Origin of the sequence: Spirochaeta isovalerica (genome assembly GCF_014207565.1) — a bacterium.
Classification (GTDB): domain Bacteria; phylum Spirochaetota; class Spirochaetia; order DSM-2461; family DSM-2461; genus Spirochaeta_F; species Spirochaeta_F isovalerica.
In genome coordinates this window covers 345381-370409 of the sequence record NZ_JACHGJ010000003.1, presented here as the reverse complement: position 1 = coordinate 370409, position 25029 = coordinate 345381, and the positions used below count along the sequence as shown (strand labels likewise).

Annotated in this window: 16 protein-coding genes; 13 read left to right on the top strand and 3 right to left on the bottom strand. The window is 49.3% G+C overall.

The window, feature by feature from the left end:
• Positions 1-17: 17 nt before the first annotated feature.
• The 8 genes from HNR50_RS11240 to recG are packed head-to-tail and all read left to right on the top strand — an operon-like array spanning position 18 to position 12365.
• Positions 18-1496 carry a polysaccharide biosynthesis protein gene (locus HNR50_RS11240; protein ID WP_184746864.1) on the top strand — a complete coding sequence of 493 codons (1479 nt, stop codon included), beginning with the start codon at positions 18-20 and terminating at the stop codon, positions 1494-1496.
• Positions 1480-2661 (top strand): DegT/DnrJ/EryC1/StrS family aminotransferase, encoded by a 1182-nt coding sequence (locus HNR50_RS11235; protein WP_184746863.1) that lies wholly within the window; start codon positions 1480-1482, stop codon positions 2659-2661. Before HNR50_RS11240 ends, HNR50_RS11235 begins: the two co-directional genes overlap by 17 nt.
• Positions 2658-4829 carry a xanthine dehydrogenase family protein molybdopterin-binding subunit gene (locus HNR50_RS11230; RefSeq protein ID WP_184746862.1) on the top strand — a complete coding sequence of 724 codons (2172 nt, stop codon included), beginning with the start codon at positions 2658-2660 and terminating at the stop codon, positions 4827-4829. Before HNR50_RS11235 ends, HNR50_RS11230 begins: the two co-directional genes overlap by 4 nt.
• Positions 4826-5305, top strand: coding sequence for a (2Fe-2S)-binding protein (locus tag HNR50_RS11225; RefSeq protein ID WP_184746861.1), 480 nt, complete (start codon positions 4826-4828; stop codon positions 5303-5305). Before HNR50_RS11230 ends, HNR50_RS11225 begins: the two co-directional genes overlap by 4 nt.
• Entirely contained in the window at positions 5298-6200 is a 903-nt protein-coding gene (locus tag HNR50_RS11220) for an FAD binding domain-containing protein (RefSeq protein ID WP_184746860.1), read from the top strand. The genes HNR50_RS11225 and HNR50_RS11220 overlap by 8 nt, the downstream gene beginning before the upstream one ends.
• 40 nt (positions 6201-6240) lie before the next feature.
• The gene (gene dnaE / locus HNR50_RS11215) at positions 6241-9669 is read left to right on the top strand and encodes a DNA polymerase III subunit alpha (RefSeq protein ID WP_184746859.1); all 3429 of its coding nucleotides are present in this window, start codon (positions 6241-6243) and stop codon (positions 9667-9669) included.
• A 17-nt stretch (positions 9670-9686) separates the two neighbouring features.
• Positions 9687-10274: a YggT family protein gene (locus tag HNR50_RS11210; protein ID WP_184746858.1), complete on the top strand. Its 588-nt coding sequence runs from the start codon at positions 9687-9689 to the stop codon at positions 10272-10274.
• Between the two features lie 21 nt (positions 10275-10295).
• Positions 10296-12365 (top strand): ATP-dependent DNA helicase RecG, encoded by a 2070-nt coding sequence (recG, locus tag HNR50_RS11205; RefSeq protein WP_184746857.1) that lies wholly within the window; start codon positions 10296-10298, stop codon positions 12363-12365.
• 10 nt (positions 12366-12375) lie between these two features.
• Here the strand turns inward: recG and HNR50_RS11200 are convergent, their stop codons facing one another.
• The gene (locus tag HNR50_RS11200) at positions 12376-13737 is read right to left on the bottom strand and encodes a GH1 family beta-glucosidase (protein ID WP_184746856.1); all 1362 of its coding nucleotides are present in this window, start codon (positions 13735-13737) and stop codon (positions 12376-12378) included.
• Positions 13738-13822: 85 nt separating this feature from the next.
• Between HNR50_RS11200 and HNR50_RS11195 the strand changes: the two genes are divergently transcribed.
• The 5 genes from HNR50_RS11195 to HNR50_RS11175 all read left to right on the top strand — a co-directional run bounded on the left by HNR50_RS11195 (position 13823) and on the right by HNR50_RS11175 (position 18847).
• Entirely contained in the window at positions 13823-14665 is an 843-nt protein-coding gene (locus HNR50_RS11195) for an AraC family transcriptional regulator (protein ID WP_184746855.1), read from the top strand.
• 9 nt (positions 14666-14674) lie between these two features.
• Positions 14675-16738 (top strand): adenylate/guanylate cyclase domain-containing protein, encoded by a 2064-nt coding sequence (locus HNR50_RS11190; RefSeq protein WP_184746854.1) that lies wholly within the window; start codon positions 14675-14677, stop codon positions 16736-16738.
• A gap of 53 nt (positions 16739-16791) precedes the next feature.
• Positions 16792-17484, top strand: coding sequence for an ArsR/SmtB family transcription factor (locus tag HNR50_RS11185; RefSeq protein WP_184746853.1), 693 nt, complete (start codon positions 16792-16794; stop codon positions 17482-17484).
• A 98-nt stretch (positions 17485-17582) separates the two neighbouring features.
• On the top strand, positions 17583-18047 hold the full coding sequence (locus tag HNR50_RS11180) for an aminoacyl-tRNA deacylase (protein WP_184746852.1): 465 nt from the start codon (positions 17583-17585) through the stop codon (positions 18045-18047).
• 44 nt (positions 18048-18091) lie between these two features.
• The gene (locus HNR50_RS11175) at positions 18092-18847 is read left to right on the top strand and encodes a substrate-binding periplasmic protein (protein ID WP_184746851.1); all 756 of its coding nucleotides are present in this window, start codon (positions 18092-18094) and stop codon (positions 18845-18847) included.
• Here the strand turns inward: HNR50_RS11175 and HNR50_RS11170 are convergent.
• A complete protein-coding gene (locus tag HNR50_RS11170) occupies positions 18844-21234 on the bottom strand; it encodes a DUF2194 domain-containing protein (RefSeq protein ID WP_184746850.1) in 2391 nt (796 codons plus the stop codon). The two genes, HNR50_RS11175 and HNR50_RS11170, sit on opposite strands and share 4 nt — an antisense overlap.
• A 14-nt stretch (positions 21235-21248) precedes the next feature.
• Positions 21249-25019 (bottom strand): tetratricopeptide repeat protein, encoded by a 3771-nt coding sequence (locus tag HNR50_RS11165; RefSeq protein ID WP_184746849.1) that lies wholly within the window; start codon positions 25017-25019, stop codon positions 21249-21251.
• Between the last annotated feature and the right edge of the window lie 10 nt (positions 25020-25029).

The window sequence follows — 25029 nt, the reverse complement described above, 5'->3', positions numbered from 1 at the left end:
GGAGTATGACTGTATATATGAGTGGAAGCAGAGACACCAGGATTTTCATAATCGGCGCCGGGTTCGCCGGCAAAGCCATAGCCCGGGAAATAATGAGCAACCGCGTTGCAGGAGTGGTAGCCGCTTTTATAGATGACGATATCGATAAAATCGGGACATCAGTCGATGATATCCCCATTCTGGGACCGATAAAATCCTGCGCCGGGCTGCTGAGCAATCCCCAGAACGCTGAAGCCCTCATCGCCATCCCCCGGGCTTCAACAGAGAAGCTCAAGGAAATTTATGACATCCTGAGAAAAGCGGAATTCAAAAGGATCCGCATCCTCCCGGGCATATCTCAGATAGTCAGCGGTGATGCCCATTTTATACAGACCAGGGAGATCGATCCCCAGGACCTTCTCGGCCGGACACCGGTCAGCATTGATCTGAAGGAAAGCCTCTCTTATCTCAGAGGGAAGCGGGTTCTGATTACCGGCGCAGGCGGCAGTATCGGCAGCGAACTGAGCCGGCAGCTGCTTTCCGGCGGCGCGGAAAGACTCTATCTTTTCGGACATGGCGAAAACAGCATTTACCGCATAGACAAGGAGTTGAGAAAACTTCAGGCCGGCGGTGTAGGAGACAAAGCGACCATAGTCCCCGTTATCGGAGAGCTTCAGGACCGGGATTATATGTTTTTTATCCTCAAAAGACTGAAAGCCGATGTCATTTTCCACTGCGCGGCCTACAAGCACGTTCCCATGATGGAATACAACCCCATCGAAGCGGTGAAAAACAATGTCTTCGGTACGAAAAATGTTGTTGACGCGGCTAAAGAAGCGGGAGTCGAACGCTTTGTGCTGATCTCCACCGATAAAGCCGTCGCCCCTTCATGCGTCTACGGGGCTTCCAAAAACATGGCAGAAAATATCGTCCTCAATACGGAATCGGAGAAAAGCCAGTTTATGGTTGTCCGTTTTGGAAATGTTCTCGGTTCGAGGGGCTCTATCGTTCCCCTGTTCAAGGAACAGATTCTTTCGGGAGGTCCGGTGACCATAACCCATCCGGAAACGAGCCGGTTCTTTATGACCATACCCGAAGCGGCGACCCTGGTTCTGCGGACAGGCGGAGTGGGAACCGGAGGCAATCTCTATATTCTCGATATGGGAGAGCCGCTGAAAATAATCGATATGGCCAGGCAGATGATTCGCTTCTACGGTTTCCGGGAAGAGGATATCGAGATTGATTATATAGGGATGAGGCCCGGTGAGAAAATTTATGAAACCCTGTGGAATGACGATGATTCGCCGATACAGACTGAATTTTCCAAGATCATGAAGCTTCCCAACCGGAAGGAGTTCAGTCCCGGCAAATTGAACGATTTGCTCTCCGAGTTATCCTGGATCTGTTTCCCCGGAGCGGAAAATGGAGAACTGTACAGGAACAGAGTGGAGCTGAGGCGTACAATAAACCGCTATTTACCGTCCGTGGAGGTGCCGGCCAATGAACCGCAGTACTGATTTTATCCCCTTTGCGAAACCCAGCACCGGACCGGAAGAAGAGGAAGCGGCTGTCCGGGTTATCCGCAGCGGTTGGCTGACCAGCGGAATCGAGGTCAAAGCCTTCGAAAAGGAATTCGCCTCCTACGTAGGTGCCAGACATGCACTGGCGGTCAATTCCGCGACCGCCGGACTGCACCTGGCCCTTGAAGCTCTGGGCATAGGTCCCGGCGATCTGGTAGCGACGACGCCCTACACTTTTACAGCTACAGCCGAAGTGATACGTTACCTCGGAGCGGATCCGCTGTTTATCGATATCGAAGAGGAAAGCTGGAATATCGACCCGCTCCAATTCGAAAAAGCCGTGGAAGAGCACAGGGGAAAGATTAAAGCGGTCATACCCGTTCATATGGGCGGCCATCACTGCCGCATGGATGAGATCTGTCGAATTGCAGGGAAATACGGAATCAGGATTCTCGAAGACGCCGCTCACAGTTTTCCGGTAAAAACGGACAAAGGATATTCGGGAACGATCGGAGATGCGGGAGTTTACTCTTTCTACGCCAATAAGACCATAACCACCGGAGAAGGCGGCATGGTTGTAACGGACAGCGATGAATTAGCCAAAAGGATATCGGTTATGAGGCTCCACGGTATCGACAGAGATGTGTGGAACCGGTACACAGCCAAAGGCGGCTCGTGGCGGTACGCCGTCGTGGAAGCGGGTTTTAAATACAATATGACTGACATAGCCGCCGCTATCGGACGAGAGCAGCTGAAAAAGGCCGAATCATTCTATAAAAGCCGAAAAGAAATCGCCGAAAAGTACAACAGGGAGCTGGAAGGCCTGGACTTTGTCACTCTGCCTCCCCATGCGGAATACCACTCATGGCACCTTTATATTCTCAGGATTGATCCGGCCAAGCTCGATATCGACAGGGACCGTTTTATCGAATGCCTGGGAGAAGAAGGCATAGGAACATCGGTTCACTACATCCCGCTTCATATTATGCCCTATTACAGCGAACGCTATAAGCTGAAACCACAGGATTATCCGGAAGCCCTGAAAAAGTACGGCATGAGCATCAGTCTGCCTGTGTTTCCCGGAATGACTGCGGACCAGACCGCGAGAGTGTCCGATGCCGTGAAAAGGATAGGAGAGCGGCACCGCAGGAAAACCCTATGATCGAAACCAAACGGCTGAAGGAAAAGCTCGCCGGAAAAATCCGGTTCCCCGAGGATATCAGCACCAAAAGAACGCTGATTGGAGCCGTTCTGCGGTCTCCCGTTGATCACGGGGAAATCCGGGAGATAAAAATACCCGAAGTTCCGGAGGATATTACGGTTATTACCGCTTCCGACATTCCGGGATCCAACAGGATTTCCGTTCCCGGCGGTGCCATGCCTCTTCTGGCCAGAAAGGAAGTCACGTACAGGGGAGAAGCTGTGCTTCTGGCCGCCGGTCCTGACCGGGAATCCCTGGACCGCTTTCTGGAGAGTGTTGAGATCGATCTTAATCCGCTGCCGGAATGGAAATACAGCGATGAAGATGAAGAGATGAGCGGGCCGGCGAGGATGATCGTCAAAGGCGACCCTGTGGAAGCTCTTGAGCAGGCCTCCATCAAAGTGGAGTCCTCTTTTACAACGCCGCTTCAAAGACATCTGGCGACGCCTCTTCTCAGTGTTTACGTAAAAACGGAAGGACAGAAATTTACCATAAGCAGTTCCACACAGTGGCCGACTAATGTCATACAGAACTGCGCTGCCGTAACCGGTGTGGCGCGGAAGAATTTTTCCATAAAACTCAATCCTCTGGGAAAACCTCTGGACAGCAAAATATGGATGCCCTCTCTTGTGGCCGCCCAGGCGGCGCTTCTGGCCCAGAAAAGCAAAAAACCGGTCAGTTTGTCCTATTCGGCAGAAGAGACGATTCTCTGCTCCCCCATGAGAATCCCGGCCCGTTTTCACTGCGAAGCCGGATTGGATGAAAGCGGGAAACTTCAATCCCTGATTGTGGATTTTAAAATTGATACGGGCAGCCATGTCATGCTGACACCGGAAATTCTCGACCGCATCTGCATAGGGGCCGCCGGAGTGTATCAATGCCGCCATATCAAAGTCACAGGAATAGCATACAGAAGCCATAAGCCGCCTCTGGGAGCTTTTTCGGGGATGGGGCTGGCTCAGGCTTTTTTTGCAGTTGAGTCCCTTACGGATATTCTGATAAACCGCTTTATAGAATTTCAGAAAAAGGAAATAGAAAGACTGGTCGAGGAAGCCGTTTCTGCCGGAGATGATAACAGGTTGAAATCGGCCAGAACCAGAACGACTACCGATCCCGCGCAGTGGCGATCGAGAAATTTTCTGATCAAAGGAAATACATACCTGAGCGGAGGAAAGCTGATGAAGAGCCCTCCTCTCGACTCCGTTCTGGAAAAACTCATAGATTCATCGGATTTCACCAGGAAGTATGCCGCTTTTACCAATGCTCTGAGCAAAAGGGAGAAAAACGGCGGCAGTCCCTTTGCCCGGAAGGGCATAGGTCTGGCGACATCCTATATGGGCAGTAACTTTCTCCGGAGAGAGCGGGGCCTGTTTTCCGCGACAGTGATCGGCAGACTCGACAAGAAAGGAAAACTCAGCCTGATTACCACATCGGTTCCCGACAATTATGCCCTGTTGAAAATGTGGAGACAGAGCGCCGCAGAGATACTGGGGATAGAAGAGAATATGGTTGACATAAGCAGCGACGAGGAAGGTCAGATCGCCCTGGCCGGTCCGGCGACTTTATCCAGAAACATCACCGTTACCACAAGGCTGGTCAATCAGGCCTGTGAACAGATAAAGAAAAGACGCTTCCGCGACCCTCTTCCTCTTGTTGTCAAAAAAACCTATCAGAACAGCTCCACCAGAAAATGGGACACAGAGACTTTTTCGGGCCATCCCTTCCAGGAATTGTCCTGGGGCGGCTGTGTCGTGGAAGCTGAAATCGATGAAATGACATTTTCACCTGTCGTGAAGAGAGTCTGGTATGCCATTGACTGCGGAACCGTGCTCAATAGGAATTCGGCGCTGGCGGAAGTGGAAAGCGAGACCATGCAGGCTCTGGGCTGGTGCTTTACCGAAGATCCGGAGAAAAAGAGATACTGGAAACTGCCGGGAATAGAGAATCTGCCGGAAATTCATGTGGATTTCATAGAATCGTCAAGCCGGACCGCCAACGCCCTGGGCGGAATGGTGTTCAATACTTTCCCGGCTGCTTACCGGAACGCCGTATCCGCAGCCGCCCGGTCGCAATTCGCTTCGATACCGATCCGTCCCGAAGACATCTATACGGCACTGGAGGGCAGATGAATATTATCTGTAACGTGAATGGCCGGGAAATTGCCGTTGAAACCAGACCGGATAAAAAGCTTTCCGCCCTTTTGAGAGATGATCTGAATCTGAAAGGGCTTCGCAAGGGGTGCGGGTCAGGCCGATGCGGGAGCTGTCTCATTCTGCTCGACGACCAGCTCGTGGCGTCCTGTCTTATTCCGGCTTTTGCCGCCAGACATAAAAACATTGTCACAATTGAAGGGTTTTCCCAGACAAAAGAGTTCACCGATATCGTAACGGCTTTCAAAGAAGCGGGCGTCCATCTCTGTTCCTACTGCGCCCCTGCCAGAGTTTTATCAACAGCTTATATGCTGAGAAAACACATTATGCCCACGGAGGAACAGATCAACGATATCATTTCATCGGTTCAATGCCGGTGCAGCAGTTTTTCCCATCTTAAAAAAGGAATAGTACAGGCGTCGATTCACTTCAGCAGGAGAAAAGACAATGGCTAAGCTCAATCGTCCTCCTGTCATATACAGTCCCACGACTCTGCAGGACCTTCTTAAAATTTACAGCCTCAATCCCGATTCCCTGATTTACGCCGGAGGGACGGGACTTCAGTTCGGTTCGACGGGAGATAATTTTCAGATCAGGGGATCGGTCATCAATATCGCCGGAGTCGAGGAACTGAAAAAAATCAACCGTACGGACCGCTACCTCGAACTGGGAGCCTCCGTTCCCGTAAGCCGTGTAATCGATCTTGGAAAATCCATCGTTCCCGAAGCCCTGTATGCAGCGCTGAAACAGATGGGTCCCCCGCAGATACGGAATATGGCGACAATGGGAGGCAATATCTGCCGTCAGGCTAATACTATGGATATTTTTCCTGTTCTCCACCTCCATGACAGTCAGGTGGAATTGCGGAAATTCAGGGAGAACCGCTCTCCCCGACGCTTTCTGAAAGGAGTGGGGTCCAGATGGATCCCGGTATCAAGACTGCTCGACAACGAGGGAAAAATAACTATGGACAAAGGTGAGATTCTGACCAGGATCAGAATTCCGAGCGAGAACTGGTCCTTCCAAAGCTACCGCAAAATTGACGGTCCCGGGGCGCCTTTGATATTTACAGCCCTGGCCAATATGGACAAGCACATTGTGACCGACATCAGATTGAGTTTCAGCACCGTCAGGGAAAAGCTGATCAGAAACAGAGATATAGAAGCGGAAATGATCGGCCACAGAGTTCCTTTTTCCAAACGGGATCTGGCCTTGCTCAAAGGAAAACTTGAGAACTATTTCAAAGGAACGGGAGAGAGTTCCTTCACCACGGCCAGAGCCTCGGCTCTGACCATCCAATTCCTCGAAAAGATTTCCGAACCTGTTGATGAGGGCTCTTATTTTCAGTAAGATTAAAACTCGATTTCCCCGATAAATTCTGGAGGTTTTTTTGCCCGACTTCGTCCATCTTCACAATCATTCCGATTATTCGCTCCTCGATGGAGCCGTACCGATTTCCTGGTATGTGAAGAAGGCCAAAGAACTGGGAATGAAACATCTGGGACTGACCGACCACGGAAACCTTTTCGGCGCCTTGAGATTCGAAAAAGCCTGTCATGATGCGGATATCAATCCCGTCGTGGGATGTGAAGTTTATGTGGCGGAAACCTCGCGGTTCAATAAAAGCACCTCTGCGGGAAAGAATAATCACCTCGTCCTCTACTGTAAAAACGAGACCGGCTATAAAAACCTCATGTACATCGTCTCCAAAGCCTATACGGAAGGCTTCTACTACCGGCCCCGAATTGACGAGGAACTGCTGAAGGACCATACGGAGGGATTGATCGCCTCCTCGGCCTGTCTGGCCGGTGTGATTCCCCGTCTGCTGCTCGCCGATAAATACGAAGAGGCGAAGGAAAAAGCCCTCTGGTTCGAAAATCTCTTCGGCAAGGGGAACTACTACCTGGAAGTGATGGACCACGGCATCCCCGAAGAGCGGATCGTCAAAGAGCAGATTAAAAAGCTCTCCGCCGAAACGGGCATACCGGTTATCGCCACCAACGATATACACTACCTGGAAAAGAGCCACCACAACGCTCAGGACATTCTGGTCTGTATCGGCACGGGAAAAAAGAAAGACGACGAAAAGCGCTTCAAAATGGATAATCCCGAGCTCTACTTCAAGAGCCAGGATGAAATGGCGGAAATTTTCGCCGATATGCCCGAAGCCCTTGAGAATACGGTAAAGCTGGCGGAAAAATGCGATCTGACCATTCCCCAGCCGGGAGGAATCCTTCCGGACTACGTGATACCGGAAGAATTTGAAAACCCTGACGAATATCTGAAACACATTACCTGGAAAGGGATAGAAAAGCGGTATCCCGTGGTGACCGATGAAATAAAAAAGCGGGTCGAATACGAACTGGACATCCTTCTGGGAATGGGCTTCACGGGCTATTTCCTCATTGTCTGGGACTTTATAGACTGGGCCAAGCGCCACGATATACCGGTCGGCCCGGGACGGGGATCCGGTGCGGGATCGATTATAGCCTACGCCATGGAGATTACCGATATCGACCCGCTCAAGTACGATCTGCTGTTCGAGCGTTTCCTGAACCCCGAAAGGGTCTCCATGCCCGACTTCGATATCGACTTCTGCTTCGAACACCGACAGGAAGTTATCGACTATGTAACCAGAAAATACGGCCATGACCAGGTAGCCGGTATCTGCACATTCGGAACGCTGAAAACCAAAGCGGTCTTAAAAGATGTAGCCAGAGTCCTGGATATACCCTTCGGAGAATCCAACGCCATCTCCAAGCTGGTTCCCGAGGGGAAGACTCCCGACGGGAGAAAGATTAACACCATGGTTGCCCTGGAGGTAGAACCGGAGCTGCAGAAGTTCTACGACCGGGGAGGCGCCTACAAAGAGCTTTTCGATACGGCGGCTATTCTCGAGGGCATGAACCGCCATGTCTCCACCCACGCCTGCGGCATGGTTATCGGCAAATCGAAGCTTACCGACTTTGTCCCTCTCTACAAGGACCAGAAAACAGGCGCCATTTCCTCGGAATACACCATGGACATTATCGAGGACTGCGGACTTGTTAAAATGGACTTTCTGGGGCTGAAGACCCTGACTCTTCTGGCAAACACGGAAAAACTGGTTCAGAAGCACACTCCCGGTTTCAAGGTCGATGAAGTCCCCGTAGACGATAAAAAAACATACCGCATGCTCAGCGACGGGAAGAGTACGGCTGTTTTCCAGTTCGAAAGTTCGGGCATGCAGGATATTCTCAAAAGAGCCCAGCCGGGCAATATCGAAGACCTGATAGCCCTGAACGCCTTATACCGTCCGGGACCGATGCAGTTTATCCCCCAGTACATCGAAGGCAAAAAGAATCCCGCATCGATCAAGTTCCCCGATCCGACTCTGAAAGAGCTTCTGACGCCGACCTACGGGGTTATCGTCTATCAGGAGCAGGTTATGAAGGTCGCCCAGATCATCGGCGGCTTCTCTCTCGGAAAAGCGGATATTCTCCGCCGCGCCATGGGTAAAAAGAAAGTCAAGGACATGGAGAAGATGAAGGTGGAGTTCATCGCCGGAGCCAGAGAGCTCGGACATGATGAAAAGCACGCTTCTGAAATCTTCGATATGCTCGAGCCTTTCGCGGGTTACGGATTCAACAAATCCCATGCCGCCGCCTATTCGGTCGTCGCGTACAAGACGGCTTACTGCAAAGCCAACTTCCCCGCCGAGTTTATGGCGGCCAACCTGACAAACGAAATAAACAACCCCACCGCTTTCGCCGATTATCTGGCGGAGACGGAGAACATGGGCATAGAAATGATGCCGCCGGACATCAACAAATCGGACAAGAACTTCAATGTCGAGGACGGGAAGATCTTCTACGGTCTTATCGGAATCAAGGGAATGGGCGCCGCAGCAGTCGATGAAATCATCCGCGCACGGGAAGAAGGCGGCCCCTATCAGTCCTTCGTCGACTTCCTCGAACGAGTCGAATTGCGGAGCATCAACAAGAAAGTGCTGGAAGTCATGATCCAGTCCGGCCTCTTCTCGAACTGCGAGGAGCAAAACCGCCGCACCCTGCTGGAGAATCTCGAATACATGGTCGAGATTGTCAGCAAGAAAAAAGAGAGCTCCAAGTATGGTCAGGCTTCTCTTTTCGGCGACTGCGAAGAGGAAGTCTTTCCCGATATCGTTCTGGAGCCTCTTGACGAATATCCCCAGAAAGAACTGCTCCAGATGGAGAAAGAGAACATCGGGTTCTACTTCTCCGGACACCCCATGGACGCCTACCGCAAGGCATGGGAAAACAGCACCAATCTGAATCTCAGCCAGGCGTCCAAGTGTTCGCCCGAAAAGAAATACACCATTGTGGGCATGATCCGCAATGTGAAATCCATTATGACGAAAAAAGGGTCCCGCATGGCATTCGCCCTGCTGGAGGACTTTAACGGTTCCATAGAGCTGACGCTGTTCAGCAAAGTTTACGAAGAATACGGTTACCTTCTTCAGGAAGATGCTGTTCTGGGCATTACCGGAACTGTGGAGCTTAACAGGGGCGATCCCAAACTTAAGGTTGAGGAAATATCCAGCCCCGACGAATTGAAGGAGATAAAAGTGAGCGAAGTGCATGTGAAATTTGCCGAAAGGGAGTTTGATGAGGAGGAGCTGATCGATATGCGCGCCTTTATCCAGGATACAGGCGGACAGAGCCCTCTCTTCATCCATATGGACAGACCGAACGGTCATGCTATAATCAAAGTTTCAAGCCAGCTGACTGTTGAATCTACCGACGACGCGCTTGAAAAAATGAAAGACTACCCGGGCATTGAAGACGCCTGGGTCGAATAGAAAAAGGAAATAGCTATATGAATGTTTTTACGACTTTAATGAATGTCATTTCGGCCATACTGTCGGTTTACATGATTCTCATAATTATCAGGATATTTCTTACCTGGTTTCATTCCAATCTGCAATCATCGAAAGCCGTTGAAATTCTGAAGCAGATTGTTGATCCCTATCTGAATATATTCCGCCGGATAAGCTGGCTTCAGACCGGGCGGATGGATTTTTCACCCATCGTGGCGATGATGGTTCTCGGACTTCTGGTACAGATGACGAGTACGATAGCGCAAACGGGCCGGTTTACCCTTGCCATGCTGATAACCTATCTGGTTTATGCTGTCTGGTCATTTGTGTCCTTCATTCTGAACATACTGATCCTTATGATGGTGGTTCGGCTTGTCTCTCTGTTCTTTACAAGAACGAGCCATCCCTTCTGGTTTACCATGGACAGCATACTCAATAAAGTCATGGCTAAAATCCTGGGGATATTCACATCAAAACCTATGGTTTTCCGGAATGCCCTGATCGTTTGCGGCCTGATTCTTCTGGTCCTTCGCATCGGACTTCAGTTCGCCGTAGCCTATCTTATGATGTTCCTCAACTCCCTTTAGGATTCTCTACCGTCGGCAGCTATGTTTATCAGGGAATTGAAGCAGCCTGTTTCGAGGCTGAAAGGGATCGGCGACGCCGCAGTAAAATCTCTTTCATCTATGGAAATCTTTTCGGTTTCCGACCTGCTGCTCCACTACCCTTTCCGCTATGAGGACAGACTCAATCCGGTTCCTCTAGTCTACGGACGGAGCGACAAAACTGTCAACACGACAGCCCTGGTCACGGGACACGAGTTTTTCGGATGGGGACATAAAAAAGCCCTGAAAGTCCATATACAGGACGACACCGATTCGGCGGTTCTTCTTTGTTTCGGACGGAATTTTCTCAAAGACAAACTTCCCGTGGGACAGGAGATACGAATCTATGGCCAGTTCCAGTTCAAATTCAATGAACTGCAAAGCGGAACCTTCGATTTCGAGCCGGTCGGAGAGGGAGAATCAGATCTTTTTGACAAGATACTGCCGGTCTATCATCTATCCGGATCATTAACACAGAAAAATCTTCGCAAAGCTATAGCACAGGCCCTGCGGGAATATGCGATAGCAGTCAACGACGAGATGAATATTCCGCTATACCAGAAGTACCATTTCCTCTCCAAAGAGGAAGCCCTTAAAGGAATTCACTTCCCCGCTTCGGAGGAAACTCTCCGTCAGGCCAGGGCAACTCTTATCTATGAAGAATTGTTTCATCTCCAGCTCGTCATAGGACGAAGGGCCCTGAAACAGCACAGCTTAGAGCGCGAAAGCCGGACCATTCCCGCCATGCTCCAGGAAAGTCTGAGAGAAAAACTTCCTTTCAAACTTACTGGCGATCAGGAAAAAGTCCTGGAGGAGATACGCGAAGATATGGAATCCTCCCGGGCCATGTGCCGCCTCGTCCAGGGAGACGTGGGATCGGGAAAAACACTTGTGGCCTTTATGGCGGCCCTGCCGGTTATCGAACAGGGGCGGCAGGCAGCTTTTATGGCCCCCACCGAGCTGCTGGCACGGCAGCATGCAGAGAATGGAGCCCGGCTTCTCTCCGGTCTCGGCGTCCGGATTGCTTTTCTCACGGGAAATATAAACGCGGAAAACCGCAAACATCTTCTTGAGGAATTGAAAGACGGCCAGATCGACCTGATCGTGGGAACCCACGCCCTGTTTACAGAGGATGTAGTTTTTAAAGATCTGGCGCTGGCCATAGTGGACGAACAGCACCGTTTTGGAGTCAAACAGCGCCTGGCCCTTCTGTCCAAAGGTTCCCATCCCGATCTGCTGTTGATGACAGCGACTCCGATTCCCCGAACTCTCGCCTTAACGGCTTTCGGCGACCTCGATGTCTCGACAATCAAAACCATGCCCGCCGGAAGGAAGGTCATTGAAACCCATCTGGCGCGGATCGGCAACGAACAGAAAGTGTATGATTTTGTCAGGAACGAGCTCCGATCGGGCCGGCAGGCCTATTTCGTCTACCCTTTGATTCAGCAGTCGGAAAAAATGGACTTGAAAGATGCCGAATCCATGTATCACCATCTGGAAAATGATGTCTTTCCCGATTTCAAAGTGGGTATGATTCACTCTAAAATTGATGAGGATACGAAAGAGCATACAATGAAAGCCTTTGTGGCCCGCGATCTTGATATTCTGGTCGCCACATCGGTTGTCGAAGTGGGAGTAGACGTCCCCAACGCCACGATTATGGTAATCGAACATGCCGAACGCTTCGGTCTGTCCGCTCTTCACCAGCTTCGCGGGCGGGTTGGACGGGGGGAACATCAATCGTATAACTTCCTCCTCTACAGTCCAGAACTCACCGAAGAGGGGAAAAAACGGATTATGGTGATGAAGGAGAACAGCGACGGATTCGTCATATCCGAAGAGGATCTTAAGCTCAGAGGTCCGGGAGAGCTGACGGGGGTGCGTCAGTCGGGGTATCTCAAACTCCGCATTGCCGATTTCAGCCGGGACGCCGACGTGCTGGTCCGGGCCCGTGATGATGTGAAAGAGCTTCTGAAAAACGATCCCGGATTTCTGAAACCGGAAAACCGGAACCTGAGGGAGATGTTTGCCAAGGCACCTCCCTATTCAGATGACCTGCTGGCTTCAGGCTAGAGTTCTACCGTCAGAGATTTTCTCCATGAGATTTTATAACATCCCGATACCAGTACCCCGAATCCTTTATGGTTCTTTTCTGTGTGGCGTAATCAACATGGACCATTCCGAAGCGCTCCCGGTATCCGGCAGCCCATTCAAAGTTGTCCATAATGGACCAGTGAAAATATCCCAGCAGCTCGACTCCCTCTTCTGCAGCCTTTTTATACTCTTTCAGGTAGCGGTGTGTGAAATCGATTCTCTGGGGATCATGGACTTTGCCGTCCAGGGAAACCCAATCTTTATTGGACAATCCGTTTTCCGTAATGATTATAGGTTTTTTATATCGCTCAAAAAGGAATTTTGATCCCCAGTAGATCCCTTCGGGAGTAATTCTCCAGTTGAATCCTGTAACCGGTTCACCCGTTACAGGGCTCTTGTGAACCGCCTTACCTTCTTCATTGGCAGTAACATAGGAGCCGTGGTAATGATTGTTCCCCAGAAAATCCAGAGGCCTGGCGATGGTTGCCATGTCGTCCACCCATCCTTCGGGAAGATATTTCCCGAGGTGCTTCAGGCTTTCTTCAGGGTATTTTCCGAAGAACACAGGATCCAGCCACCAGCTGTTGGACCAGGCGTTAAAACTCTCTTCGGTATAAGAGGAAAACATATGCTCCCGTGCCGCCTTGATAGATTTTTCACTATCATCGGCGGGAATGACAACACCGCAAACCGGCGCCATCCCTATTTTTGTGTTCTCCTTCCCTTTCTCCCGGAGGACCTGAACGGCTTTTCCGTGGCTGAGCAGCACATTGTGGATCATCCGCACTCTGTCGCGGAGCTGCAATTTCACTCCCGGCGCATGCTCTCCTGTCATATGCCCCATTTCGATAAAGACCTGAGGCTCGTTCAGAGTGAACCACCGGTCGACGCGGTCACCGATTTTATCGACGACAGCTGAGGTATATTCAGCGAACCAGTCCGAAGCTGCGGGATTCAGCCATCCCCCCCGGCAATACAGTTCATAGGGGTAATCCCAGTGGAACAGTGTGGGAAAAGGGATGATATCGGCAGCCAGAAGCTCATCGACGAGACGGCTGTAGAAATCGAGCCCTTTTTCACTGATTTTTCCCGTACCGGAAGGCAGAATCCGCGGCCAGGAAATGGAAAAGCGGTAGGATTGAAGCCCCAGCTCTTTCATTATAGCAACATCTTCTTTGTAACGATGGTAGTGGTCGCAGGCTATTTTTCCTGTGTGTCCCTGGTATACGGCTCCATTTTTTTCAGTGAAATGATCCCAGATCGACATTCCTTTGCCGTCTTCATTCCAGGCCCCTTCAATCTGATAGGATGCTGCGGCCGCACCCCAGATAAAATCTTTTTTGAAACTCATAATTTACCTCATTTATATTATATGAATATATTATATTCCTTCAAATATATGTACAAGAGAAACATATTAATCATAATATCAATATATGAAGAATTGTTTTTTCCCCAACGTCTCTCCATCAGATAGGAAGCTTCCCTACTTTCTCCATTGCTCTGCCCGGCAATACGACCAGGAGGAAGTACAGCGTCCCGATGGCTGCCACTGGTTTCAGCTCAATATATGTATGAGCGGAAAGGGAATCTTGAAAATGGGCGGCCGGGAACAGGAGATAAATGAAGGCGACAGCATGATAATTTTCCCCGATATATCCCATCACTACTATGCTGTCGGCGGCCCCATGATAGTCTCCTGGATTGCTTTTGACGGATTTCAGGTAGCCAGCCTGCTCAAATCCATCGGTATTGAAACTTCCGGCCTTTACAGATTGGGGAACAATAAAGAGATACATGAAGCCATAGGAAAAACCCTCACTCTGCAGAATTGCGAAATGACGGAACAGGGGATACTGGGCTCCGAGAAAGTCTACAGCTTTCTCCTTACGCTTGTTAAAGGCTATGATCCCGAGCACGATGCCATGAAAACCGGAGAAAATCTGAAAAAGATTAAACCGGCGCTTGAGTTTATGAATCGCCATCTCTCAGAACCGATCGGAATTGAGGATATGGCGGATTCCATGGGGATTTCTCCACAGCATTTCTGCCTTCTCTTTAAATCGGCATTGAACCAGAGGCCTTTTGAATATCTCAATTCCCTGCGGCTCAATCATTCCAAAAATCTGCTGATCGATGAACCCGATCTCCCTCTCAAAGAGGTCTCCGGGCGATCCGGTTATGCCAATCACAGTTATTTCTGCCAGCTTTTCAAAAAACAGGAAAGGCTGACGCCCGCAGAGTTCAGAAAACTGTACAAACAGGATAATCTGATTTAAAGTTTGATTATGAGAAAAACCCTGGCCAATAATGTCCGTATCCTTTGTTTCTTCATTCTGCCGGTTTTTATTCCGGCGCAATCGCCGGCATCGGAAGGAAAGATTGATGTAAAAGATTTTAGCGGAACAGGGCAATGGAGTTTAAATCTCGATGGAGAATGGGAATTCTACTGGAATGAATTCCTCGGGCCCTCCGATTTCCAATCGGGAACAACTCCCCGTCCGGAATATATTTCAATCCCGGGAAACTGGAACAGTGTCAACTCATACCCTTCTCACGGCTACGCGACTCTCCGTCTCGTCATTTCCGGTCTGGAAGACAATCAGACATATTCAATCGACATACCCGAAATGCTGACTTCTTTCCGTTTTTTTCTCAACGGAAAAGAGGTCTATGACAATGGCATGACCGGAGAGGACAGAGGGTCTTCGGTTCCCCGTTTCAGACCGGGACTGGTGTCCTTCCAGAGTTCGGGAGGAAGTGCGGAAATTGTCTGCCAGATCAGCAATTTCGACCACCGGAACAGCGGAATCTGGCGGAGCGTCAAACTGGGGACCGAGCAGAAAGTGTCCGGGGCAAAACGGAATAAACTCCTGCTTGAATTATTTATTTCCTCCGTTCTTCTGACGATCAGTCTCTTTCATCTGGGTGTTTTCATCTACAGAAATAAAGCTACGGCTGAATTGCTCTTCGGGCTGTCCTGTCTCATTTTGTTTTTCCGTACAGTCAGCACGGGCGAGCAGTTGATCAACCAGCTGTTTCCCCTCTTCCCCTGGGGTCTGGCCCGGCGCATGGAATACAGTCCTTTTTTTGCCGTAGCCCCTCTTTTCATGGCCTTCATCTCGGTTCTTTTCCCCGATGAGGCCTCAAAGAAAATCAACAGAGTCTTTTACGGGATTTATATTGCCATGGGGGCTTTTTTTATTCTTTTCCCCGTAAGGATCAGCAACAATGCCATTCTGCTGGCCGAATTGATGCTTCTCATTGCCATGGGCTACACTCTATCCATACTGTTCAGGGCCCTGGCCAAAAAAAGAGACCACAGCTTCCCCATCATCATGGCTTTTATCATTCTGGCATTGACATCAATCAACGACATTCTCTTTTCCAGACAGATAATCAATACGAGTTATATGGCTCCTCTGGGGTTTATCCTATTCATTATCATTCAATCCCAGATGCTGACAAGACGCTATGCCAGCTCCTTTAATGAAGTGACCTCCCTTACCCATCAGCTGAAAGAACTCAATGAGTCGCTTTCCCGTTTCGTCCCCTTCCAGTTTCTCAATTATCTGAAAAAGAAAAGCATACTCGATGTGAACCTGGGAGATCAGGTTCTGGAAGACATGACGATTCTCTTTGCCGATATCCGCTCATTTACCAGCCTCTCCGAAGTGATGACTCCCGAAGAGAATTTCAGATTTCTCAACTCCTTTCTATCCCAGGTGGTTCCGGTTATCCGACAGCAGGGCGGTTTTGTAGACAAATTCATCGGCGATGCAATCATGGCGTTGTTTCCCTTCCCGCCCGATCAGGCCGTACGGGCGGCCATTGAGCTTCAAAGAGCTGTTATACGATATAACGCGGCCAGGAACAGAGCGGGATATCAACCGATTTCACTAGGCGTCGGGATTCACACCGGGCAGCTCATGCTGGGTACCATCGGAGAGACAAACCGTATGGAAACGACTGTTATCGCCGATACGGTGAATATCGCTTCGCGGCTGGAAGAGCTGACGAAAACCTATGGCGCCCGCATCATTATCAGCAAAGATTTATTCGATAAGATGGAAGATAAAAGCGGCATTCTCAGCCGGTCTCTGGGAGCCTCCGCAGTCAAGGGAAAGGCTGCGCCTCTTGAAATCGTCGAGATTCTCGACGATGAGAACAATGGCCCGGACATCCGTAAAGTTGAGAACCTTTCGAATTTTGAAAAAGCCGTGGATCTGATCAAAGAGAGAGAATACGGAAAAGCAGCGGTCATACTCGAACAGGTGACCCTTTCCGACCCCGATGACAGAGCCGCCGCTTTCTTTTTAAGTCACTGCCGGGAAGCCGGTGGAAACGGTTAGGTTGATTTCCACCGGAATCTGTGAAATACTGACTTTCAGTTTCGAGGTAACTAATGTCCATTTTTCCCAGTAAACCCGATGAGGATTTCAAAATCTTTGTCTACGAACAGTTCAGCCGCATCGGCAAGGCGCTTTCATCTCCCCATAGACTTATTCTGCTCAATATTCTCTGTCAGGGTGAGCACTCCGTCGAAGCTCTTGTCGACAGCACGGGATTAAATGTCGCCAACGTCTCACGGCACCTCCAAATGCTGAAATCGGTCAATCTGGTAAAAATCAGACGTGAGGGGAAATACATTTTTTACAGTCTCTCCGATGAAGAAACCTGTTTGTTTTTCATGGAATTCCGCCGTTTCGCAGAAAAGCATTCATCGGAGCTCCATGCAGCGCTGAATCTCATCTCCGACAAACCTTCCCGTATGAACATTGTCGATATGGACGAACTGAGACAGATCATATCCGACGATTCGGCTGTCATTATTGATGTCCGTCCCGAAACGGAGTACAGAACGCTTCATCTGCCCAAAGCTCTTTCCATCCCTCTTGATCAGCTGGAAGACCGGTATAATGAAATTCCCGAAGATAAAGAGGTGATAACATACTGCCGGGACAATTACTGCATACTCGCCGACAAGGCTGTCAATTTCCTCTTAAAAAAAGGGAGGAAAGCCAAAAGGCTGGATATCGGGATTTTAAACTGGAAGCTGGCCGGATTGCCGGTTGAAACGGGATTTGAGGAAAAATAATCTATTTCAGCTTATAATAAGACTACAGGGGTCTTCTGATCAGGCACCATAAGTTCATTGCTTCGCACTCCTCAAAACACCAGAGGATGGAGGCTGCTATGGCGGCGGAAAAACTGATAGACTTTCTCGACGGAAAAGGGATCAAATACGTTATTATCAATCATTCATCGGCCTATACGACAAGCGAAATCGCGGCGAGCGCTCATATAAAAGGTCAGGAACTGGCCAAAACAGTTATTGTCAAGATAGACGGCGAGTTGGCAATGATCGTCCTGCCGGCCAAGTATAAAGTCAATTTTCAGATGCTCAAAGACTATACGGGGAAAGAGAATATTGAACTGGCCGCCGAAGGGGATTTCGCCCCGGTATTCCAGGGTTGTATGGTCGGAGCCATGCCGCCGTTCGGAAATATTTACGGACTGAAGACCTATCTGGATAAAACTCTGACATACGATGAGGAAATAGCCTTTAATGCGGGAAATTTCCATCAGCTCATCAAGCTGAATCTCCATGATTATATGAGACTGGTTAAACCGGATATTACCCATTTTGCGGCAGCTTGAGTTAATAAGACTGCTTTAACAGCGATAGGATAGAGATCAGAAAAATGTATAAGTTTTCCTTAAGTCCAATTCTACTTTTTACATTTCTTTTTCCAGTTCTATCTCTCTCGACTGAAACCCTTTATACGGAATATCAGGAGGCTTCGCCGAAATATTTCCGGGACAAAGGTAACACGATCGGAATATGTGTCGATATTATTCATGCCATTAATGCCGGTCTATCGGGAACGTCCGAACTGAGTATCGAACCTGTCAATCCCGAATCACCCTTTGTCCCCTTTAAAAGGATTCAGGAAAATCTCAAAGAGGGCCGGATTCAGATTTTCATCGGTCTGGCAAAGACTGATGATAGAGAAGATGAATTCGACTACATTGAAACACCTCTTTACAAAGTGAGATCGACTTTCGCCATACCGGCCGGTTCCGGCTTTATATACAGAAATGCCGATAGTCTGACAAATTTGAATATCGCTGTATTGAGGGGGTCAAAGACTGCGGAGCAGATGAGCAATCTGACTGAGAATCTTATTTATGCCAATTCTCTCGATCAGGCAGTGACTCTCCTCGATTACGGCAGAGCCGATCTTTTATTTTACCATTCCCTGGGCCTGGGTTATCTTATCAAATCCCGGGGGTTGTCCGACAGACTGACAATATCCGGAACCGCTTACGAGGAGTACGAACATTATATCGCCCTTAATCCTTCGGTTTCTCAGGATATAAAAGAGAAGATTGAGAAGGTTCTGATAGAACTCATCAACACCGGAACAATTGACCGTATTCTGAATAAGTATCTCTAACGCAATCTGATCTCAACCTCCGTTCCGTCTGTCCGGATGACAGTTTCATCAATGTTTTTATAACTGTACAGAACAGTTCCGCCTCTGACGGAACCGACACTCTTTCCCTCATGTCTCACTCTGAAAATGAGTCCGGAACTGTTCGTGCTGACCTTGACCGTGTCGCCATCTATCCTGAAGTCCACGGCCTGGGAATCGAAATGCTGCATGGCCCTGAACCCGTCGTATACATTCATAGGACGCAGATAGGGATGATTGGACCGGACAAAGGTCATAAGTTTGTCAAACTCCTCCTTCAGGCCGTTCCAGTCATTACCCAGACTCCTGTAAGGGTCGTAGACATCATCGGCATGGATGAAGTGGATGAACAGACCGGGGCCGCTCACTCCCGACAGGATGCCCATTTTAATCTCTTCGGTCAGATTGAAGCCTGAAGTCAGACGGGGCAGCATATAGACATCGGGGAAATCGGGATTGGGTCCGTATTCGTAGGCTTCTTCCGGTGTTTCCGAAGATGTGTGGAGCGTACAGACAGCTTTTATAGAGGGAAAGACTTCATGGAGGACTTTGATTCCTTCGGGAGAAATGACGTTATGGGGAGCTACATAGGATCTGGGAAGGTTGTGGTTTCCGAACAGCCGGATCCACTCCTCCCGGGCCATTTCCAGTGAGGTTCTCATATTTTCCTCACCGCTCCAGACAAAAGCATTGAGTTCCGATGACCGCGGAGTGAGAGATAAATGATTATAGCCGTGAAAGCCAAGTTCTATCCCCTTTTCCAGGTGCTCTCTGGCCATTTTCAGAGGAGCGTTGTCCTCGGCCACAAAAAACTCTCCGGTCTGGTAGGGCGGTTCGCGGTTTACGTTATAGTTAAAAATGATAAAGCTGGAAAAAGGCTGTTCCCAGCCTGCCAGGATTTTCTGGATATCCGGCCACCAGACTGTCGTATAAAATTCCGTATCGGTCAGGGGGGCCATAGGTTCGCGAACAATATTGTACATGGGCAGAGGCCAGTCGTCGATGTACATAATGCTCAGAGCCGGAGTGGCTGCCAGCCCGACAGGCTGCATATAGAGAACCGAGTCGACGATGAATCCCATAAGATTGCCGATGGCAAAGAGGTCCCAGTTCCAGGTCAGGACTTCGCCTTTCCCTATTTTCGTTTTCCAGACCAACGGTTCCCGGCCGTTATAGCTTGTCCCCAGAATCTCCGCATTATCGACGGGAACTGCCACGCCGGGCGTCCACTTGTATTCCCTGAGATTGAGTTCCGTGCTCTCTCCCGAAAGGAGTCCGGCGCTGATTTTAAAACCTGTATTATCCCTTGTCCGGGTTCTGAATTCCTTCATGCCCAGATAGGGCGCAAGATTATTAAAACGTCCGGTTTTCAGGGAAATGATCCGACCGCCTTCCTCAAGATATGTTTCCAGAACAGCTGGATCGATACCGCTGTCGCTGTCGAGAATCAGAACGACCGATGTAAAGGGGCGGAAATCGTGAGGAACCATCCCCCGGAAATTGTTGGAGGGGATTATCTGATAATTGATTTTTGATCTGCTGAAGGCGCTTTCCGTGTATTCGAGAATTTTATCGGACCCGGAACGGCCAGGATTGACCAGTATGGCGATTTTCTGCTCTTCCGCCTCGGGGAATAGGGCTTCTTTCAGAAAACGGGGGACATCGAGAAGCAGTTTGACAGTGCCGTTTTCCACACGATATATGTAGCGGGAAAGAGCGAAACCGCCGTTCTTGTTTGTCACGATGACGGGGCTTGAATCGTATTCCCTGTCCTTCCGCTTGATGGAAAGCCAGGTTTTCAGCTCATGATCCGTCGGGAGAAAATGATAGAAAAAAGCTGACTGGGAGGCATCCTGTTTCCCGTCTTTTTCCACCATGGAACTGTTGACATGATCGAGTTCGAGGAGAGAACCGTCCTGAGTCCAGTCGCCCAGATACATGATTCCCAGTTTGGTGAGAGTGGTGTTGAGCCGCAGAGGGCGGACGTAATCACCCGTATCCCGGTCCTGATAGGCGCCCATGTTATCAACAGCCAGCACTTTCTTCCCCTGAGCTATCATTCGCTCCAGAAAATCCAGATACGCTTCGGGATCCCGCATGGCCGGCCCCCGGAACCAGGAGATAATCGCGCGGTGAAAACGGGTGACGCTTTCTCCGGGAATACCCCGGTCGATATCCCAGTAAACGACCTTCAAACCCATCTCCTCAAGAGCACGGGACATGTAAAAGAAGATTTCGTTCTCCTTCTCCGTCTGGTTTTCCGATGACTTGTAAAGTGCCAGAACCGATTTCTGATAAACCGCGTCCTGACTGTAAAGAGCCGTCAGACCTATAAAAAGAATTAACAGATATAAAACAGTTTTTTTCATAAATACATACCTCATCAGGGCATCAGGAGTTCAGGCAGCAGCGCGCTGACTCCCAATTCGAAAATTAGCGACCAGTAAGTGATATCCGCCGGTTCAAACTGAACCGAAAAAGTTCCGGTCACATTAAAAAAGGCCGTGAAGTCACTTTTATTATAGGAAAGTCTGTTGCCGACTTCAAAGGCCATCCCCCGGATTTGCTCCGCTCCCGTTCCCGAAGATGTATAATCGACGTTAAGGCGCACTTTTTCTTCCAGTGATCTGTTTTCCGATAATGGGAATTTCGCCTCATATTCCAGATTAAGCCCGGTCATGAGTGACATATCAGGCGCCCAGTATGGCAGAGTCGAGTTATCTGAATACTCATTGAACTTTCCGCTCTCCAGGCTGAAATCAAGCCCTGCGTTGAGATACATCGCCGGTTCACGGACAAGCTGGATCTTTTCGGTTGCCGAAGCAAAAGCGTTCCATAGGATATTGTCATCGCTGAGGAATTTTCCCTCCCCTCCGAAATTCAGAGTCAGGTCTTCGATAAAGGGAATCTTTGTTTTAACAAAGTTTATTCCCAGATTTCCTTTGACCTGATGGAAGAAGATATCAGCTGAAGGATGAAAGCTTTCTGTCAGCCAGTCGAACCGGTATCCGCCTGAAAAACTGAGAAAATCGAGATTCACAGCCGCATCGGCTCCACCGTAGAAGTAAGGATCGATGTATTCGAAAAGCCCGAAGCCCGGATCGGCGGCGCTCAGGTCTTCATCTCCGAATAAATCTGTTTTCAGATACAATCCGCCGACAGGAGTGATCTTTACCGGTCCCAGTTTAACGGGAAAGCTGAGAGACACTTTATTGAACAGAAGAGTTGACGATTTCGGATCATCGGGTTCTGTTCCTTCGGCGCTGTAAGTCCGGTAGATCCTGTCCAGATTGACATCGTAGGCCAGAGTCGTCCCGAACAAGGGCGTAAAGTTGATATTGTAGTCGGCATGCAGGTCCGATTTTATTCTCGTCGGGTCGGAAAATGATGATGCAGAGAAGTGGTATGAATCGGCGAATTCCCTTGTCAGTTCATTGTAAAAGGAAGCCACATTGTTGAACTGGGGATCATCGTCGTAAATCTCGCTGTAAATCTTCAGGGCTTTCGACCAGTTCCCGTTATAGTGGTAGACCTGGGCCAGCTTGAATTTGGCACTCAGATTCCAGGGATCAATAGCCAGGACCTGTTCGTACTGGGCAATTCCTTCGCTGTACATTTTCTCATTGTAATAAAAGTCTCCCAGTTCATTGCGTAAAAGATAGGTTTGCGATGCCAGGTTGTAGAACCCTCTTTTCATATTGTCCTGCAGGACTTTATGTATTATAGCTATGTTTTCTCTCAGATCTCTGTTCAGAACAGAGGCCTGCGAGGTAATTTCGCCATATGCCGCAGTCAGAGAGGCTATGCTCTCCGCGGGATCACCGGTCAGATAGGAGAATACATCCTCCTCTTCCAGGTAAAGGACATCGAGGTAATCGTTCAGATAATAAGCGTATTCACTTCCCTCTTCTATTTTCCCGGGATAGCTCTCATAAAGGCTTTTCCGCTCCTCTTCATCACCGAGCCAGACCTGAGCTTCATAGAGGGCAAAAGGCGCCGCGTCGAGTACACTCTCGCCTTCCATTATGGGTTTGAAATTGGCTTCAGCTTCTACAGGCTTTCCTTCGAACATGAGGATTTTCCCCAGTGTCAGATTCGCCAGAACCACACCGTCCTTCTTTACGGCATTCAGTTCCGTAATCATGTCTCCGCGGTTCCACTTCCAGTCTATCCCCTCCATCAGCAGTTCGTAGGCTTCGGCCGATGTTTTTTCATCTTCCAGCAATCCCTCCAGAGTCCTGTTTTCTTCATTGAAGAGCTCCATGAGACTGTTGAATTTGCCGGTAAAGCTTTCCCCGAGATAAATCTGCACTGCCAGTTTTTCTTCAAGGTCGAATCTCTGCTGCGCGAGGGACTCTTCACCGCTGCGGTCGACGGTTTCCCCTTTCGCTTCGGCGGCGTCATTTTTTTTCTTTAAAGCCTCGAGATCGGAAATGTTTTTATCATACTGCTTCAGCAGTTCCGTCATATTTTTCCGGCTTTCGGAGACAGAGGCGGGAACAGTCTCGAGAAAGTGAGTCAGGGCATAGCTTCTGTCGAGGATCTCCAGGAAAGAGGTCATTTTCTTTTCCGTTTCCAGCACATTGTCATAGGTATAACTGGTCAGGATATTGCGGAACTCATCTATCGCCTTCTTCCGGTAGCCGTTCCAGAAATAGATTTCAGCCAGCATCCGCCTGAGATTGAGGTTTTCCGGATCGCCCTTCAGCTGCTCTTCATAATCGCTGATCACTTTTTCCTTCATGCTTTGTGATTCGTAGAAGGTTTCGGTCACTTTGACGTAATCCTGGTTGGGAATGAATGTTTTTTCCGTCAGATCCCTCACTTCCTGAACTTTATCTCTCTGATCGTTTTCCTTATAGGTTTCCTCCAGATCGAAATAGAGTTCCAGCTCTTCGGGGTAAAGATTGATGAGCTTCCTGTATAGGGGAACGGCTTTGTCGGCATACCCGTTGACGCGGAATATTTCAGCCAGAGCTCTGTTTTTATCCAGATCATCGCCGGTAATCTTCTGTACCTGATTGAATATTTTCTCAGCTGTATTCAGTTCGCCCAGCCATAGATGGGTTATACCCAGATTGGCGAGCAGGTTGAGATTGTCGGGACTGTTTTCCAGTCCGCTTTCAAAAAAACCTATTGAATCATCGTACAAACCGGTCCAGGCGGCAATTTTCCCCGCTTCGGCCCACAGGTCGACTCTTTCGGGAACGATTGCGAGGAGGTCGCTGTACATCCTCAATCCCTCTACCACAGCGCCTCTCCAAATGAGGTTCTTCGCCATCTGGAGCATGATTTCCGGTTCATCGGGGGACAGCAAGGCCGCCCGGCGGAGATATTTCAGAGCATTGATGTAATCACCGGCCAGAGAATAGGTTTTGGCCAGTTCAACATAGTTGCCGACGATTTCCGGATTGTCGCGGATAAGGACTTCGTAATCCTCAAAGGATTTAAAGGGAAGGTCTATGGAACGGATGTCCATATCTTCCGGAAAGATTTCCGGCGGATTGTCGACGGCGACTCTCGTGCCGTTGATCTTTCTGACGAGAAAAAAATTGTCCAGATAAAAATAATACCGGTTATCCAGGCTCCGTTTCAGAAGCACTTCAAATTTGATTCTGTGTTCGCCCGCCGCCAGTGTGACATCGCTCACATAGTTCCAGTAATAGGACGGGGCGTATTCCTCTACGACGTTGACATCTTCTCGATATATATCCTCTGAGTAGAGACTGTCGATGACAAAGCGGAAAGGCGATGCGTAGGACGTGATTGTTTCATCGCGGTTTCCCGGAGGAGTTCCGCCGTACCACAGTTCATACACGCCGTCCTCTTCCACATAAAAAACGTAGTCAGAATTATAGGTAGCCTGTCCATGAAGATCGATGGACTGGTTGAGCTGAAGAGTCCGGTACCCGGAACAGCTGTAATTGAGTATGGGCTCCCTGTTAAAATTCGTGGAAACCGCATCCTCGCCTTCGACGAATATGAGTTTCGTATCCCTGCCCGGCAGAACGGGTTGAATTTTTTCAGAGACTTCTGCAATGGCTACTTCCTTTTCCGGCTCGGGAACGGACTGCCCGTCCTGAACCTGTGCGGAAAGCGGTATGAAAAAAGTGGCAAAAAATATAATGGAAAGAGGGATTTTCTTCAGATTCATAAAGACTCCT